The organism is Providencia sp. PROV255 (genome assembly GCF_028478065.1).
GTDB classification, from domain to species: Bacteria; Pseudomonadota; Gammaproteobacteria; order Enterobacterales; family Enterobacteriaceae; genus Providencia; species Providencia rettgeri.
Genome location: NZ_JAMPMI010000019.1, coordinates 165,241 through 181,509 on the forward strand (window position 1 = coordinate 165,241; position 16,269 = coordinate 181,509).

The following is a 16,269-nucleotide window of genomic DNA, read 5'->3' on the forward strand; positions in this document are numbered from 1 at the left end:
TTCGCTTTAACTGTAAAAAATGACACCAACACCACTATATATATCGTGCCAAGAACAAATAATAGTGATACTAAAACGGTTCAGTTCGTTACTATTATCCGCTATGATGATAAAACAACCTTAGCTTACTAACATGAATATGATAGTTTATAGCTGTGCTCAATATATCCTCATCTCCTATACTGATGCTGCCAATCATCGTATAGATAACTCTAAAATCACGTGGAGCCGTTTATGTCATACCGCGTTATTGCGCTCGATCTTGATGGAACACTACTTGATCACCAAAAGAAAATTCTACCGGAATCTCTAGCTGTCTTACAGGAAGCCCGTCGCCAAGGCGTTAAGGTCATCATTGTGACAGGTCGTCATCATGTCGCTATTCATCCGTTTTACCAAACCTTAGACCTTGATACACCAGCGATCTGCTGTAACGGAACTTATCTATACGATTATTTAGGCAAAAAAGTCCTAAAATCTAATCCGATGACCCTCGATTCAGTCACGCAAATGATCGATAAACTGCGTGGTACTGATATTCAACATTTAATGTATGTTGATAATGCGATGCTCTATAACGCGCAAACAGAAGGCATTAAACGTACATTAAATTGGGCTGAATCCTTACCTGTTGCACAGCGTCCAACCATTGAATTTGTTGAAGATTACGCTGATGTGATGCATAACTATGATTCTATTTGGAAATTTGCTGTTAGCTCACCAAATACAGATCAACTTCATCAAGTCGTTAGTGAAATTGAAAATGACTTTGGTTTAGATTGTGAATGGTCTTGGATGGATCAGGTGGATGTCGGCCGTAAAGGTAATAGTAAAGGCCAACGCTTAAAGGAATGGGTTGAATCCCAAGGGATGACAATGAATGATGTTGTCGCTTTTGGTGATAATTTCAATGATTTAAGTATGCTGACAACCGCAGGTTTAGGTGTCGCGATGGGTAATGCGGTTGATGAAATCAAGCAACAAGCTAAGCTCGTGACTCGAGTTAATACTGAACCGGGTATTGCTGAAGTTATCCGTAAGTACGTTCTGTAACGTCCAATTATTTTATTAATTCAAGGAAAGCTCAGCTTTCCTTTTCTTATTTTCTATTGTCACAACGCCAAGAACGACGAGTGATTATAGATGACGAGATAGCGATACAGCCTTCACTTGCGCATACACTTTTCTACCTTTACGAATAGACAGCTCATCCCTTGCCCAGCGGGTAATACGTGCCCATAAATAATGTTCTTCGCCTAAATTTAGCTTCACATCCACTTGTTCGCCATCTTCAATCCATTCAACCACTTCTGCGGCCAAAATATTTCGAATACTGCTCACTTGTGGTTTTTCAAGCACCAAAGATACATCCGATGCATCAATACGTATCCGAACGTTAGTGCCTTGTGGTGCGTTAACACGTGGGATCCACAGTTTTTGACTCCCCACAATCACCGCTGTCATTTCATAATCAGGGTGTTGACTATGTACAGTTGCACTGACCACACTGCTTAACGTTTCTTGCTGTAGCCAAGGACGCAAAGCACTGCTTGCCCAAACATCTTCCAAGGCGCCAAAGGCTTTAACTTTACCTTGTGCCATCACGATGACTTTATCTGCTAAACGCAAAATTTCATCCAAACTATGGCTGACATATAAAATCGGAATTTTAACGTCTTGAGAAAGCTTTTCTAAATACGGCAGCAATTCCCGTTTTCGGGGCAAATCCAAAGAGGCTAACGGCTCATCCATCAGGAGAATTTCAGGGGCTGTAAGCAATGCACGACCTATGGCAACTCGTTGTTTTTCACCACCAGAAAGGGTTATCGGGTAGCGATTGAGTAATTTTTCAATACCAAGCAGCCCGACAATATCGTCGAAGCGGGCTTTCATTTCAGGCGCCATGCCATAACGCAAATTGCTTTTCACCCGATAATGAGGAAACAACCGTGCATCTTGAAATACATAACCGATATGGCGTTGTTCGGGCGGTAAGCAAATCCCTTTTTCTACATCCACCAATGTACGACGATTGAGTACAACACGCCCTTTACTGGGTTTAGTTAGCCCACCTATCACATTGATAAGCGAGGTTTTTCCTGCGCCAGAAAGCCCAAAAACCGCGGTAATACTTTCCGTTGGCAATTGCGTTTTAACTTCTAACTGTAAGTCGCCTAATTTTTGTGAAAAATCGAGTTCTAACATATTAGGCCACTCCCAAACGCTTTTTACCCCAGCGGGTTAGCCACTCTGAGATCAATAATGAAATCAAGGCTAAAATAATCGCAATGACACATAAGCGCGCAGCGTCTACTTCTGCCCCCGGCGTTTCAATTAAGGTGTACATCGCTAATGGGATGGTTTGTGTTTCACCTGGTATATTCGAAACAAAAGTAATTGTGGCGCCAAATTCACCAAGCGAACGTGCAAAGGCTAACACTGTTCCGACAATAATGCCGGGAAGAGAGAGCGGAATGGTTATCGTGAAAAATACACGTAATGGTGTCGCACCTAATGTCCTCGCTGCTAGCTCCAATTTTTGGTCAACCGCTTCAAGCGCTAAACGAATTGCACGCACCATTAGTGGAAATGCAACCACGGCAGACGCAAGCGCAGCGCCCCGCCAACTAAAGGTAAAACTAAAGCCAAACCAGTTATATAACCATTCACCGATAAAACCGCGTTTACCCATACTGATCAACAGTAAGTACCCCACTACCACTGGCGGCAATACCAGTGGTAGGTGGATAATACTATCAAGCAGTGTTTTTCCAGGAAAATTACAGCGAACCAATACCCACGCAATTAAAATACCTAATGGTAAACTGAAAATTACAGCTACACTGGATACTTTTAGACTTAGGTAAATCGCTTCCCATTCATAAGAACTTAACATCTGCAAAAAAATGCTCTCTTAACGTTTATTTAGTTCGAGGTTCAAAACCGTAACGTTTGAATACTTCTGAAGCCGCAGGGGTTTTCAAGTATTCATAGTAATCACGCGTTGCTTGGTTATCTTGATCTTTAACAATTGCCATTGGGTATTCAACAGGTTTATGTGTATCTGCTGGGAACACACCGACCACTTTGACTTTTTGGCTAGCGACAGCATCAGAACCATAAACAATCCCTAAAGGGGCTTCTTGGCGTTCAACTAATGCCATACCACTACGCACATTATTCGTACGCGCTAATAGTGGATTAACCGTTTCCCATGCGCCTAAATTGCTTAACGCTTCTTTGGCATAAATACCAACAGGGACATGGTCAGGATCACCAACGGCTAAACGGCCACCATCTAGCAATTTTTTCCAATCCGTTTGTTTATTGATTTCGACTTTATCAATTTTTGCATCTTTCGGTGCGATTAACACCAATTCATTACCTAATAATGTATAGCGTGTATCTTCGACCATCAACTTTTTATCAATAGCGTAATCCATCCACTGTTGGTCAGCAGAAATGAATAAATTAGCGGGAGCACCTTGCTCAATTTGACGAGCTAGAGTCGAAGAAGATGCATAAGAAGCAACAACTTCAACTTGGGTGTCTTTCTTATATTGTTCTGAGATTTCATTTAATGCATTAGTCAGTGATGCAGCGGCAAAAACCGTAATTTTATCAGCTGCAAAACTGTGGCTAGCCATCGTTAATGTCAATGTTGCGCCCGCGAGAAGTGATACCAAACCTTTTTTCATTTTTATCTACCCTAGTATTAATCGACACGTTATATATAACAGGACACAGCGATAACTTAAAGTCAAACTCGCGATAAAAGTGTGCTGGCGCAAGAAATGATGCAATTTTGTTGCATGTTTTCCCTAAAGGATAAATTAGCTGATGAAAAAACACACAAGTACCCAAATCGTTTTTCTATAGAAAACTTTCTATTGCCCTTATAACTTTATCGGCACAAGTTGTGCACATTTCAGTATTCCATTCCACTTTTACAAATGACATAGCAAAGGTAATTATATGGTGGCCTTTCCGACAAAGCTTAGTACGCACTTTATGGCAGAATTAACAGTCGAACAGTTTAATGGACTGTTTGATAAAGAAATAGCATCTGAAACCTTAGCTTCTTTAGCAAAATCGGCTAGTAATGGGAACTTAGAGAGTATCGATTTATTACACAATATCGCTCTACGGCAAGACAGTGAGGGAAGAAAAGCAGAAAATATTCTGTTTGATTTATTTAGCGGAAAGCTGCCTGCAAAGAAAGGTATAGATAAAGAAATACAAGAAACTAGCAAAAAATTATATCAATTACACCTTAATACAAAAACCAAAAAACACCTAAAAGACTCGAAACTAACGACCCCTTCTAAGCTGCTTTATATTGTCGGATCTGCAATAGAAAAAGTTATTGATAGACTTGGTTTAACAAAACTATTGATGAAAAATGAACCTACGGAATCCACTCTTTGGGATAATAACAGGATGACAACAAGTGATGAGATTGATGCAAGCAATAAAAATAACCCAACTTTGCCATCAAATATGACGGTCAATGACTCAATAGGCCTCACCCAAAGCGGGTACAATTTATTAGCAGAAATAATTGAACAAAAAGTCTTGAATAGCAACACATTAAACCAACTCGAATTATTCCCTATCAATGTTAATGATAACCATTGGATCTTATTTGTGCTCTATCAGGCAGATCCAATACATCAATCAGCGAATAATAAAAGAAAATGCATTCTATTTAATTCATACGATAACGTGAGTACCGATATTCGAAAAGAAATAACAGTGGCAGCCAAAAAGGGCGGTGTTACTGAAGAAGATATCACTTACATAGAAGGAAACATCCAACAGAACGTACCTAATGGCTGTGGATTATTTGTTATTGCAGCAATAAAGCAATTAACTGAAAATATTCAGCAAGATCCTGATAAAACGCTCAAACAATTCCACCAAGATTTCTTAAATAAAACAATTTATGAACAAGAGCAATTTAATCTTCATGAACGTCGGCAATTATTTTCTACTTACTACGATAACGAATACCGACCATCATGAAATTCCTCTCCAATATGAAAAACCCCCTGACTGCATTTACAGTCAGGGGGCCTATAATCAGCCACATAAGAAATTTTGTTAAAAATTACTTGTTTTCAGTGTTGTGATGATGAGGTACATGTGCTTTAGACAGTAAGTTAAAGAATGCACCCAAGCCATAGATCAAACCCATGATCAAAAACATAACGACTGGAACCATCATCAGGGCAAAACCCAAACTTTTAATTAGTTCAAACATAGGAAAAAACCTCTTCAGTGATACTGTGCCCACCAGCCTACAAGATACGCCGACGAGGGAAAACTTGACTCTCAGTACATTGAGTATAAATCAAATCAGAATAATAACGCACAATTACGTTATAATGGAGACTATTTTAGACAAAATATTATACTAACGACATACTAAACGTGCTTTTTACGTCTGTCATCACCAGCCACGCCGGAAGGGAGAAATTTATGCAGGCCGAAATTTTACTCACACTGAAACTACAGGGCAGTTTATTTGCTGATCCTCGCCGTATCGCGCTACTAAAACAAATTAAAGCGACAGGGTCAATCAGCCAAGGCGCTAAACTCGCAGGGATCAGCTATAAAAGTGCTTGGGATGCCATCAATGAAATGAATCAACTCACTGATGATATCCTTGTTGATAGAGCAACAGGTGGCAAAGGCGGTGGCGGCACAACACTCACCCATTATGGTGAAAGATTACTTCAACTTTATGATTTACTGGCGCAAATTCAACAAAAAGCCTTTGATGTACTCAAAGAAGATAATCTCCCTTTAGACAGCTTATTAGCGGCTATTTCACGGTTTTCATTGCAAACCAGTGCCCGTAACCAATTTTTTGGTACTTTAATTTCCCGTGACCATATGCAAGTTCAACAACATGTACAAATTCGCTTAGCCGATAACAGCACTGTGATTAATGCCGCACTAACAGAGCAAAGTGCTAACCGTTTAGGGTTAACCGAAGGTAAAGAAGTTCTCGCATTGATTAAAGCACCTTGGGTAAAAATAACTAAACAACCTAACCCAACAGGCTTTGATAACTACCTTGCAGGGAAAATTACCACTTTGGAGAGAGGTGATGAGAACAGCGAAGTGATAGTGACACTCACAGGCGGTGAAACTTTATGTTCAACCATGCCAAACAGTGAAATTGATAGCCAATCTTTGAAAATTAATAATAGCGTTACTGCACTATTCAATGCTGACCAAGTGATTATTGCCACCCTGTGTTAATTTGTCCTGCTTACTTACTATAAAAGTAAGTAAGCATTCACCTTTTTTTTCCTGCCATGCCGTTCAGTTGTTGACTTTATCTTCAATCCTGATTATTTGTGATAGATGACAAGGTAAATAATCATGATAAGGAAGCTTGATGAGCACAATAACAATACAACATGGCAACTTTAAGCTCAGCGAAATCCAGACTTTAGACATTCAACAACTTAACATCGAAAAAGGGGAAAGTTGGGCTTTTATTGGTGCTAATGGCAGCGGTAAATCTTCACTCGCTCGAGTGCTTTCCAATGAGCTCCCTCCACTTTCGGGTGTCGTAAAAAATACATTCACCTCTCCAGTTCGTTTATCATTTGAACAATTACAAAAAATCATCAATGAAGAATGGCAGCGCAACAATACGGATATGCTCAGTGATGATGAAGATGACACAGGGTATACCGCTGCTGAAATCATTCAATTTAACCATAAAGACAATGAATTTTGTCTCGAACTGGCCGCTCGCTTTGGTATCAGTGACTTACTTTCGCGTCGCTTTAAATACCTTTCCACCGGTGAAACTCGTAAGGTTTTATTATGCCAAACATTAATGGGCAACCCTGACTTGCTAATCCTTGATGAGCCATTTGATGGCTTAGATGTTTACTCAAGAAATCATCTTAGTGAACTACTCTCTAGTTTGTCTGAAAAAGGCCTCACCTTGGTGTTAGTGCTAAATCGCTTTGATGAACTCCCTGAATTTATTGAAAATATGGGTGTTGTCGCAGACTGTAAGCTAACGATGGCGGGAAATAGAGAGTCAGTACTCGCTAACACGCTAATCACACAATTACAGCACAGCGAGAAAATTAAACATCTTTTCATCCCTGAAACCGAAGACCCAACCGCAGACGAAAAACTGGATGATACAACGCCTCGTATTATTTTGAGAAATGGGACCGTTAGCTACAATGACAAACCGATACTGCACGGTTTAAATTGGCAGGTAAATCCAAACGAACACTGGCAAATTATCGGCGAAAATGGAGCAGGAAAATCAACGTTACTGAGCTTGATTACAGGAGATCACCCTCAAGGGTACAGTAATGACTTAACCTTATTTGGCCTCCGTCGTGGGTCAGGAGAAACCATATGGGATATTAAGCGCCATATTGGGTATGTCAGCAATAGCATTCACCAAGAATACCGAGTCGCAACCAGTGTACTCAATGTCATTATTTCCGGTTTTCATGATTCTATTGGCTTGTACCAAGCACCTTCTGACCGTCAAATACAATTAGCGCATGAATGGTTAGCTTTGTTAGGTTTTTCAACACAAACAGCTCAGCAACCTTTCCATAGTCTTTCGTGGGGGCAGCAGCGCTTAGTTTTGATTGCCCGAGCGCTAGTTAAACACCCTGCCATGCTGATTTTAGATGAGCCATTACAAGGCTTAGATGGTCTTAACCGATTATTAGTACTGCGGTTTATTGATGTAATGCTAAGCCAAGGTAACACACAACTCCTGTTCGTTACCCATCATCATGAAGATGCCCCTGCTTGTATTACGCATCGGCTCACTTTTGTCCCTGATAATGGAAAATACCGTTACGATATTGAAGCGCTCTAATTTTTGACTTATTTGCCAATAGATACGATGAAACTATTGGCAAATTTAATCTAATGTTTAATAGATGATAACTAAATTATCTATTACAACCATTTGATTTTGTTTAATTTATTATTATTCAGTTATTTTCAATTAGAAAAATCACACAAAATCATTACACTTCGCCTCTTCTAATAATTTAGACATTATAATGGATATTCTTTATGGCTTGGTTAATGTTAGCCTCTTCACTTGCTACACTTGCAACACATCGTTTAATTGCTCTTTTTTTACTCATCTGCACAATCATTACTGCTGCATACACACACATTATTGATTGGCAAGCGATTCTACTCTTAGCTTGTATTACGTTAATTGCCATTATTCGTTTGCGTTTCCAACACTACCTACCCATAAAAATTATCAGTGAAATCACCTTACTAATCTGTGCGATCGGGTTATTCATTCACTTATTTCCTGGTTTTAATAACCTGAAATATCTAGATAAAGTCACAGTAGGAACACATAGCGCTCCTTTCACAATGTATTTTAATTTTGATAAGGCACTCGTCCCTTTTATTTTACTTGCCTGCTTACCAACATTATTTATTTGCCGTCCAGCCAAACATGCAACTAAAGTTCAATGGGCACTATTAGTTAGTTTTGTTCCACTTTTATTGCTAATTGCGACTGCTGCTGGTGGGTTAGCCTTTGAATGGCATTTTCCTAGTTGGTTACCTGCTTTTATGCTCTGTAATCTATTTTTTGTTTCATTAGCAGAAGAAGCGCTATTTCGTGGCTATTTACAGCAACGCCTAACCCTTTGGTTAAAATCACCTTACCTCGCATTAGTTATTACTTCACTGTTATTTGGTGCAGTGCATTTTGCTGGTGGGCCGTTGTTAATTCTCTTTGCTACGTTAGCTGGTTTGATTTATGGCTTAGCTTGGATGTGGAGTGGTAAATTATGGCTGGCAGTATCAATTCATTTCGGGTTGAATTTAGGGCATCTATTATTTTTTACTTACCCATTTAAGTTGGTTACTAGTTAATATTAGCGAATTGAAAATTCATAATCCCCCATAAACTGGATGATTTTTATCATAAAAAATCACTAACACAAGTGATGTTAGTGATTTTTCATTATTATAGCCATGTTATCTATCGTTAATCTAATTACTAGCTTGATTAACATTCATTGGTTTAATTTCACCAGACTCAATATTAAGATAAAAATCTCGACTCGGATTTCCTTGTAGATATTTATCAATTACAGTGAAAATACTGCCAAAACGTAATTTAAAAATATTTTCAAATGAACTACCCGCATTAATTTTGTCAGTCTCAGTTGGTAATGACGATAACAAGGTTCCTGTGAGGAATCGATACTGATTTAATCTTTCTACAGGTATATCTTGTAACGCAAGCTCGTCTGCATTACGTAAACGATAAAAATCCACAGCAAGATCAAAACCATTCCATTTTGCAAAGTCCTTTAACTGATACCCTGTATTTTTAGCAAGAATAGCGGCTTTATCACTGGCTTTTTTCCATGCATCAGAGTCTTTCTTCAAATAGATTTCGGTGACATTAACAGTCCCAGGGTCGTTTGCACAGATTTCATGATTTTGGCTCAATGGTGACGTTAATACTTCATTATAAGCTTTCTTTGTATCTAATTGGCTTAAAATAAGCATCTCTTCACCATTCAAACTAAATAACATTTGACGAATTTCACATGGCCATTCCTCTGGAATAAAACGTAAACGTGTCAGTTCAGTAATATGCCAATTAGTGAAGTCATAATAATTATTTGCGCTTAAGATATCTTTATTCCAAAGATGCGACGAGTTGGTATTTTTGAGGTGATCCCATTCTTGCTGATAGTGCTCAAATAACTCATCAAACCGAGGTACATCTTCTATTATAATAGTTTGCACATCAATTTCATTGGCATTTCTAAAATTCAATATTTTATAAGCAGGGACATATGCTGCCATTGAGGGAGCTTGAATATTAAAAAGTAAGCTGCCATCCGAATACTTACGTACACCTGTATCATTAAAATGCATATGACCGCCAACATGAACACCGATGCCTGTTTTTGCCATTGCATGGCTCGTGTCTTCTTTTGGAGCCCTTTCTAACTGAAATTTACCTTTACCAAAAATGGTTTCAAGGTCATCCGCTGCGCCATTATCAAATTCAACCATCGGAAAATGGCTAAACGTGATTAATGTTTTATTTTGTTCTTTCGCGCGCTTTGCAACATCCGCTATCCACTCAACAGTCTGTTGTTTGTATGTCAACATTTTGTTGTAACCCGCATTCCCCGACCCCGCAAAGTTTTTAGCCGCCTTAGGGTGGTTAATATCTGCTTTTTCAGAAGGAACATAGACATTGGCATCAACGGCCATTAACCACAAACCAGGAGTAGGCTCAACAAGGTAACTACTGTCTGCAACATTAAAACAAGGCCCATATCCCTCCTGCTTATATTTACCGCCTGTTCCTTGAGTACAAATTTCATACTGTCTTTGGTTAAAATCACTGGATTTTAAAGCTGCTTCATAGCTGTAACCTTGAGAATCATAGTTTGAGTATGGCGTTTCCCAATAAATATCTTCTGGTAGTGGATTAATACCAAACGATTTCATTGCATCCATCACTCGACCATAACCACTATATACCATTTCTTCGGTACAAATTGTCGGTAACTCAGCGCCCGTTTCTATAACGGCCGTTTTTCCTTTATATCCCGTACACTCATTAGCCCCTAAACTAAAAATACGTTGAGTTTTACCATCAATTCCAAGAAAATCTTCCTTTCCTGCTGGCATATCAAATGGGCGGTTCGGATCATGATTTCCTGGCGTTGCAAAGAAACGCATACCATATTTTTGCTCGTACTCTTGCAAGACTTTCACTAGCCCACGTAAATGAATAGGTTGGCCGTCATCGGTAAAATCGCCAGGTAATGCAATGAGTTTAATACCTTTCTTACCTGCATCATCAAGTGCAGCACGTAGAGCAAAATAATTTTCATTAAATAAACGCGTAGAAGTTAATTGCGCATACATAGAACGAATAACGGCATTTTGACCACTTTTACTATTTTTTAATCCTTCAAATGCATTATCAGCAAACTGCCCATAAACATCATGAAAATGGATGTCGGGCATAAACGCGACGCGATAATTATAAGATTGAGCCGTAGGGTCATTTGCCATTGCGACAGTTCCAACGGACATTAATGCAAGGGCAAAACCATATTTTAATTTATTGTTCATATTTGTTCCCTTTAGATAATTAACTATTTCTATCAGAAGTTATATGCAATGCCAACACGATAACGCCACTGCCATGCATCACGGTAAGTTTGTCCATTTTTGACGTATGAACTGTCATCATAGGAAACATAGCCTAATTCAATATAAGGAACCCATGTCTTATTACCAATCCAAGACACATTCAGATTATGTGCATAATCCTTTTCTTTACCTTTATATGCGGGATAATCAGTATCAAATTTATATTCAAAGTCATAACTTAATGAGAAATCTTGCAACTTATAACCTAAATAAAAATTACTCTGCCAATAATGTTGATTATCTTTTTTAGGCTTATTAGAGTTATCATAATGCCTTACGCCATAACGTAAACGAGTTCCAATATTAAAATCATCCGTTAAATTATAAGCAGCTTTGACACTGAATTTATAAGCTGTATCTTTATCTCCTGAATCTAGCGCAAAAGAAGGAGTTAAAACAAAATCTTTTGTGGCTTTATATTTATAACCGACTTCAACCTCATTTCCTTTTGATGATAGGTTTTCACCGAAACCGCCATCTCGGCTTCTCCATTTTCCTTCAAGGCTAAAATAAGTTCCATTTTGCATGCTATGGCCAATTTTGACACGATCTTCATGACGATGCTCATCCCCTAACCATTCATGACGATAGTCAATATATGTCGCATTCGCTGCTGTGCAAAATAATAACGTAGAGATACCTAGAGTTAAGTTTTTCATAAACTGATTCCTATAATTAATATTTATTTTTTATTTAACGATTAAAACAATGAGTTATTAGTTATCTTTTATGTATATACACTCCTTATTTTTTTGAAAAAACCATCCCATCCCTTTAAGTAACTTAAAAGAAAATTAACCTTATTAAAATTTTAAAATTATTTTATATTCTTATCTCACATCCCTAATTCCAACTTTAATAAATCAACAATATATTTTGATTTTTTCGCATTTAATATTTCATTTCTAAAAGACTCATGCATTAATTTACGTGCGAGAACAGAAAAGATTCGCATATGCTGATTTTCATCTGAATCATTAATTGTTAGCATAATTACCAATTTAACATCAACATTGTCTCCCCACGCTAGCTCATTCGGTAAACGCAATACTGAAATACTACTATGTTTAACAAAAGGTGATTTACAGTGCGGTATTGCAATTGAGAAACCTAATGCCGTACTAAAAATTTCTTCCCTCTGCCATATTGCTTGTTCAACTTGTGCCCCTGAATCAGCTCGATGATTAATCTCTAAATTATCAGTTAATCGTTTAATGACTTCCTCTTTACTTTCCATTCTTTCATCAAGAAAAATTAAAGACGGGTCCAATACTGAATAATTAATTTTTGGTTTATTCGTAGAACTAGCCAAATGAGATAATTTATATTTTTCAAGCTTGAACCAATTATCTGCATATACATCAGGTTCAATAATTAATAAATCGTATTGCGTGTCTACCAATAAAACATGAGCAGATTGGATTGATTCAATCATAGAGGATGAAAGGCATATTAAAGGAAGAGAGAAAGATTGCGCTAAAATAACGGTATGTGATATTTCTGCGCCTGTAGCCATCACAATACCTTGCAAATATTCACCTCTCAATGCCAATAATTCGCTTGGAGTTAGTAATCCTTGACAAATAATAATCGAATCTTCTGTTAATTTAGGAAGTTGTATTTTAGATTGAATACCAAGATGCCTCGCTATACGCAATCCCAAATCCTTAATATCTAACTCACGTTGGCGTAAATATTCATTACTACTGCTTCGAAATGGCAAGCTGAGTTCCTCAATTGCCATTGATAACGCCGCAATCGCATTACGTGCCTCTCTTGGTTCAAGCAAGCAGGCTTCAATATCCTCATCATCCAATAATTGGCTTTGTGCCTCTAGAATATCAACCGCTGCTTTATCAGCTTGCTGAATGTCTAGACTAAATTGCTGACGAGCTCTTTGTAACGCAAGTTTTAGTATTTCACATTGCTCTGATTGTGAACTCGATGGCTCTGATAATGAAATCTTTTGTAAATCAAAAGATTCCATATAAATAGACCTACCTTTTGCAATACCTTTGCTAACACCGTCACCCTGAATAATTTGGGATAGTGTCCGGCTCAGATATATCGGGATCATTCCTTGTTCTGGTTTATCTTTTTTCGGCATTAATCCATCACAATGAATAAACTCTTGCTCAATAAATATTTTTAGTTTTTCATAAGCTAGATTTTCATCATTTCCACTGATTGTAAAATAACATTCGTCACCAACAGTGACATCTGCACCAACAAGAGCCAGCACACTTTTCGCATTGGCTTGGCGTTGTTTACTTTTATTAAAAAGTAAAATATCTGATTGAAAACAAGCTGTTTTTTGCTCAATTGCACTCGCTGGTCTTGCATGAATACCATTTGGTAACTCACAACGAAATGTAAGTACTTTCATTACTTTTCCTTATTAATTAATCAACCAAGACACAGGCGTACAAGGGGCTGCTTTATCTGTATTTATGCATGGAGACTCCGATAAAGTAACTTGGTGTATCTGTGTATTCGACTTAGGCTCTGAATAAGTTTTGGTTTCACTACTTGGGTTCCACCCTCGTAAAATAAGTGATTCTTGGTTCTGTGCTTTTTTCAAAGTGCTGAAATGCAGCTCGCTATTCCACGTCAGTAAACTATAAATATCAGGAAAAACAATATAATGAGGATTAGTTTTAAATTGAGACCAACCAGAATCTAGGTAACCAAACGCAGGTAAACGCCAATGCTCAATATCACGCCAAAGTTGGGCACTTTGACCATTATCTATCGGCAGTACAGCAAAATGGAAATGATGGAGCCCCTGAATTTGTGACTCTGGTGATGGAAGAACCATACCCGATGCACGTCCTGGCCGCCAAGTGAGATTGGCTTGGCCTAACCAACCCACACTGCGCAGTAGGGTTACGCGAATAATATCGGTTTGGTTTGCTGGTATCTCATACTCTCTGAGCCCTTTCGTAACAACACACATACCTTTTTTATCATCATATTGCATTACCAAACTTTGCATTGGATAGAGTGTCGTTGGTGCTTCCGTCCAGTTTTCTTCTCGCCATATTTTCATGGCAGCTGGCTGATTTTCTCGCTGGATCAAACCAAAAGGTTGGTCTGCGAAATGAAATACCTGTTGAACTACCGTAGGGATCTCTACCTGGATTCGATGGTCTTCGACTGTATTATTGATCGTGATTTCAACATCTAACCATGCCTTATCATGAGGCAAAGAAAGTTTCATGGTGGCAGTTAAATGCGCATTAGCTTGCTTTTCTTGGCGGGCCATCGCATTTTGAGGAACGGGTATCAGCCAATTAAGCATAAGCGAATCCATTAAAGGCGCCCTGATACAATCAAATTGCTCTAAATGGCCATCACTACTGATTAACCAATCATTTTCAGGTGGCGAATAGTTATAATTATCCCCTGCGTCCCCACCATCAATTAACCGAAGAATGTTCGGATAATGCTGCTGACTGCGTTTATCGGTTAGCATCAACTGCCCTTGATGTATTTCGAGCTTCAACCATTCATTTTCTAATATATTCTCAGCCTGAATATGGGTAGGAGTGTCAAAGCCCGCATTTTCACCTTCAAGTAAATAAAAAGTCCGATAACCACAGGAAGGCAAGTCTTTCGCTTCAAGTAATATTTCACACTTCCGATACCATGTCGTTGTTGTACTATTTGCTAGTTCCTGTACGATCAATGACATATCCTGTTTTTCTTCGTGAATAAGTTGCCAGCGGCAAGGTCTTCCTGCATCGTCCTTAATACAAAATTGTTTTTCCGGTGTATAAAGTGTAATGCGAACCTGCGCATCTCTTTTATGTGGCAATGAATTGAAGATAATCACTTTTTTACCTTCTTGGGTCGCCTCTATCCCACAAGCAAGCATTTTCATATTCAGATCAAACAGTTGATTCGCACTTTCTAAGCCGTCTTTTAAGCGCGCTTTTACCATGCTATTAACACGGTCAGAGTTACACCCACCAATACTGTCGTGGGCATGCGACTGCATCGCTTTGCGCCAAATATTATCAATCGCGGTTTGTGGGTAAGGCAAACCAAGCCGCCAATTAATCGCCAAAAGTGGCTCGAGTTGTTGGCTAACAAATTGCTCTAACTGCGCATTTAATAATTTGATATCCACCCGTGTGGAAAAAATACCGCGGTGGACACGCATATATTTCGAGCTCAGTAATTCACCTTCGAATTCAGGTAATCCCGAACTATTAGCTTGAAGCGCATCAAAAAATGCACTAAAGCTACTTTTGACAAAATAATAGTCATTTTGTACTTTATTTAGCTGCTCAAGCATTCTAGGAACGGCATACTCAAATGGCGACTGGTCATTACCATTAGGTAACAATATCTGGTCCGAATGAGCAAACCGAGCCTGTTTTTCTAGGATTGCAGGCAAAACAGCTGACGCTTTTTCCGGGTTATCAGGCAACCATTTCGCACAACCATACCCCCAAGGTAATACCGCCGTAGTGACTCGATGGCCTGACTGCGATTTCCAAATAAATTCACTACTGGCAACATCATGTTCACACCAGCCGCGCCATACCACCGCATGGTTAATGCCAAACTCTTGTAAAAACATTGGAAGTTGCGAACTTTGTCCAAATGAATCAGGTACATAACCTATTGGCATATAATTTTCCCATTGATCACAATCGGCTTTGCCCAATAATAAATTACGCGTAATGGATTCAGCTCCCACCACTAAAAAATCCGTTTGTGTATACCAAGGCCCAATAAGAATTCGATCTTGTTTAATTAATTTCTGTAAACAATCACGCCTTTCTGGTGCAACCTGTAAATAATCTTCCAACACTACAGTCTGTCCATCTAAGACAAATGGGCCAAGAGAAGGGTCTTCTTTTAAATGTTTTATTAAATCATTCATGAAATAATAAAGAACAATTTTTGAATCATTCTCAGTGAAATACCATTCACGATCCCAGTGCGTATGTTGAATTAAATGTACCGTTTTCATTTTATGACCTTAAAATATTTTTAGCAGAACAAACCCGTCACGTTATTCACGCTAAT

The 16,269-nt window shown here is 38.5% G+C and carries 13 protein-coding genes; 5 read left to right on the plus strand and 8 right to left on the minus strand.

The genetic code is table 11. The features are described from left to right. Positions 1-234: 234 nt before the first annotated feature. Positions 235-1,053 carry a pyridoxal phosphatase gene (locus PR725_RS17815; protein WP_109910960.1) on the plus strand — a complete coding sequence of 273 codons (819 nt, stop codon included), beginning with the start codon at positions 235-237 and terminating at the stop codon, positions 1,051-1,053. Between the two features lie 84 nt (positions 1,054-1,137). Here the strand turns inward: PR725_RS17815 and modC are convergent, their stop codons facing one another. The 3 genes from modC to modA are packed head-to-tail and all read right to left on the minus strand — an operon-like array spanning position 1,138 to position 3,698. Next, positions 1,138-2,205, minus strand: coding sequence for a molybdenum ABC transporter ATP-binding protein ModC (modC, locus tag PR725_RS17820; RefSeq protein WP_117162182.1), 1,068 nt, complete (start codon positions 2,203-2,205; stop codon positions 1,138-1,140). Position 2,206: 1 nt separating this feature from the next. Then, the gene (gene modB / locus PR725_RS17825) at positions 2,207-2,896 is read right to left on the minus strand and encodes a molybdate ABC transporter permease subunit (protein WP_117162183.1); all 690 of its coding nucleotides are present in this window, start codon (positions 2,894-2,896) and stop codon (positions 2,207-2,209) included. 25 nt (positions 2,897-2,921) lie between these two features. Next, positions 2,922-3,698: a molybdate ABC transporter substrate-binding protein gene (modA, locus tag PR725_RS17830; RefSeq protein ID WP_109910958.1), complete on the minus strand. Its 777-nt coding sequence runs from the start codon at positions 3,696-3,698 to the stop codon at positions 2,922-2,924. Between the two features lie 277 nt (positions 3,699-3,975). Between modA and PR725_RS17835 the strand changes: the two genes are divergently transcribed. After that, complete coding sequence (locus PR725_RS17835; RefSeq protein WP_117162184.1) at positions 3,976-5,025, plus strand: ElaD/SseL family deubiquitinase; 1,050 nt, start codon at positions 3,976-3,978, stop codon at positions 5,023-5,025. Positions 5,026-5,110: 85 nt separating this feature from the next. Here PR725_RS17835 and PR725_RS17840 read toward each other — a convergent pair whose 3' ends face one another. Continuing rightward, positions 5,111-5,263 (minus strand): AcrZ family multidrug efflux pump-associated protein, encoded by a 153-nt coding sequence (locus PR725_RS17840; RefSeq protein ID WP_004909125.1) that lies wholly within the window; start codon positions 5,261-5,263, stop codon positions 5,111-5,113. Positions 5,264-5,481: 218 nt separating this feature from the next. Here PR725_RS17840 and modE point away from each other — a divergent pair, with 218 nt between their 5' ends. The 3 genes from modE (at position 5,482) to PR725_RS17855 (ending at position 8,910) form a co-directional block, all read left to right on the plus strand. Beyond that, positions 5,482-6,270, plus strand: a complete 789-nt coding sequence (gene modE, locus PR725_RS17845; RefSeq protein WP_004909124.1) for a molybdenum-dependent transcriptional regulator — start codon at positions 5,482-5,484, stop codon at positions 6,268-6,270. Positions 6,271-6,409: 139 nt separating this feature from the next. Continuing rightward, a complete protein-coding gene (gene modF / locus PR725_RS17850) occupies positions 6,410-7,879 on the plus strand; it encodes a molybdate ABC transporter ATP-binding protein ModF (RefSeq protein ID WP_109910956.1) in 1,470 nt (489 codons plus the stop codon). Positions 7,880-8,082: 203 nt separating this feature from the next. Next, entirely contained in the window at positions 8,083-8,910 is an 828-nt protein-coding gene (locus tag PR725_RS17855) for a CPBP family intramembrane glutamic endopeptidase (RefSeq protein WP_109910955.1), read from the plus strand. A gap of 120 nt (positions 8,911-9,030) precedes the next feature. On the opposite strand, the gene PR725_RS17860 is transcribed toward PR725_RS17855, so the two are convergent. The 4 genes from PR725_RS17860 to PR725_RS17875 all read right to left on the minus strand — a co-directional run bounded on the left by PR725_RS17860 (position 9,031) and on the right by PR725_RS17875 (position 16,213). Beyond that, positions 9,031-11,148: a metallophosphoesterase family protein gene (locus PR725_RS17860; RefSeq protein ID WP_117162185.1), complete on the minus strand. Its 2,118-nt coding sequence runs from the start codon at positions 11,146-11,148 to the stop codon at positions 9,031-9,033. Between the two features lie 32 nt (positions 11,149-11,180). Then, positions 11,181-11,888 carry an oligogalacturonate-specific porin KdgM family protein gene (locus PR725_RS17865; RefSeq protein WP_117162186.1) on the minus strand — a complete coding sequence of 236 codons (708 nt, stop codon included), beginning with the start codon at positions 11,886-11,888 and terminating at the stop codon, positions 11,181-11,183. A 176-nt stretch (positions 11,889-12,064) separates the two neighbouring features. After that, entirely contained in the window at positions 12,065-13,615 is a 1,551-nt protein-coding gene (locus PR725_RS17870) for a fructose PTS transporter subunit IIA (RefSeq protein WP_117162187.1), read from the minus strand. A 12-nt stretch (positions 13,616-13,627) separates the two neighbouring features. Then, entirely contained in the window at positions 13,628-16,213 is a 2,586-nt protein-coding gene (locus PR725_RS17875) for a glycoside hydrolase family 38 C-terminal domain-containing protein (protein ID WP_272569922.1), read from the minus strand. Between the last annotated feature and the right edge of the window lie 56 nt (positions 16,214-16,269).

Bases quoted from the DNA above. Each gene is read 5' to 3' on its own strand.
- PR725_RS17870 (WP_117162187.1), bottom strand. From the start codon at position 13,615: ATGAAAGTACTTACATTTCGTTGTGAGTTACCAAATGGTATTCATGCA.
- PR725_RS17855 (WP_109910955.1), top strand. From the start codon at position 8,083: ATGGCTTGGTTAATGTTAGCCTCTTCACTTGCTACACTTGCAACACAT.
- modF (WP_109910956.1), top strand. From the start codon at position 6,410: ATGAGCACAATAACAATACAACATGGCAACTTTAAGCTCAGCGAAATC.
- PR725_RS17815 (WP_109910960.1), top strand. From the start codon at position 235: ATGTCATACCGCGTTATTGCGCTCGATCTTGATGGAACACTACTTGAT.
- PR725_RS17860 (WP_117162185.1), bottom strand. From the start codon at position 11,148: ATGAACAATAAATTAAAATATGGTTTTGCCCTTGCATTAATGTCCGTT.
- PR725_RS17875 (WP_272569922.1), bottom strand. From the start codon at position 16,213: ATGAAAACGGTACATTTAATTCAACATACGCACTGGGATCGTGAATGG.
- modC (WP_117162182.1), bottom strand. From the start codon at position 2,205: ATGTTAGAACTCGATTTTTCACAAAAATTAGGCGACTTACAGTTAGAA.
- PR725_RS17840 (WP_004909125.1), bottom strand. From the start codon at position 5,263: ATGTTTGAACTAATTAAAAGTTTGGGTTTTGCCCTGATGATGGTTCCA.
- PR725_RS17865 (WP_117162186.1), bottom strand. From the start codon at position 11,888: ATGAAAAACTTAACTCTAGGTATCTCTACGTTATTATTTTGCACAGCA.
- modB (WP_117162183.1), bottom strand. From the start codon at position 2,896: ATGTTAAGTTCTTATGAATGGGAAGCGATTTACCTAAGTCTAAAAGTA.
- modA (WP_109910958.1), bottom strand. From the start codon at position 3,698: ATGAAAAAAGGTTTGGTATCACTTCTCGCGGGCGCAACATTGACATTA.
- PR725_RS17835 (WP_117162184.1), top strand. From the start codon at position 3,976: ATGGTGGCCTTTCCGACAAAGCTTAGTACGCACTTTATGGCAGAATTA.
- modE (WP_004909124.1), top strand. From the start codon at position 5,482: ATGCAGGCCGAAATTTTACTCACACTGAAACTACAGGGCAGTTTATTT.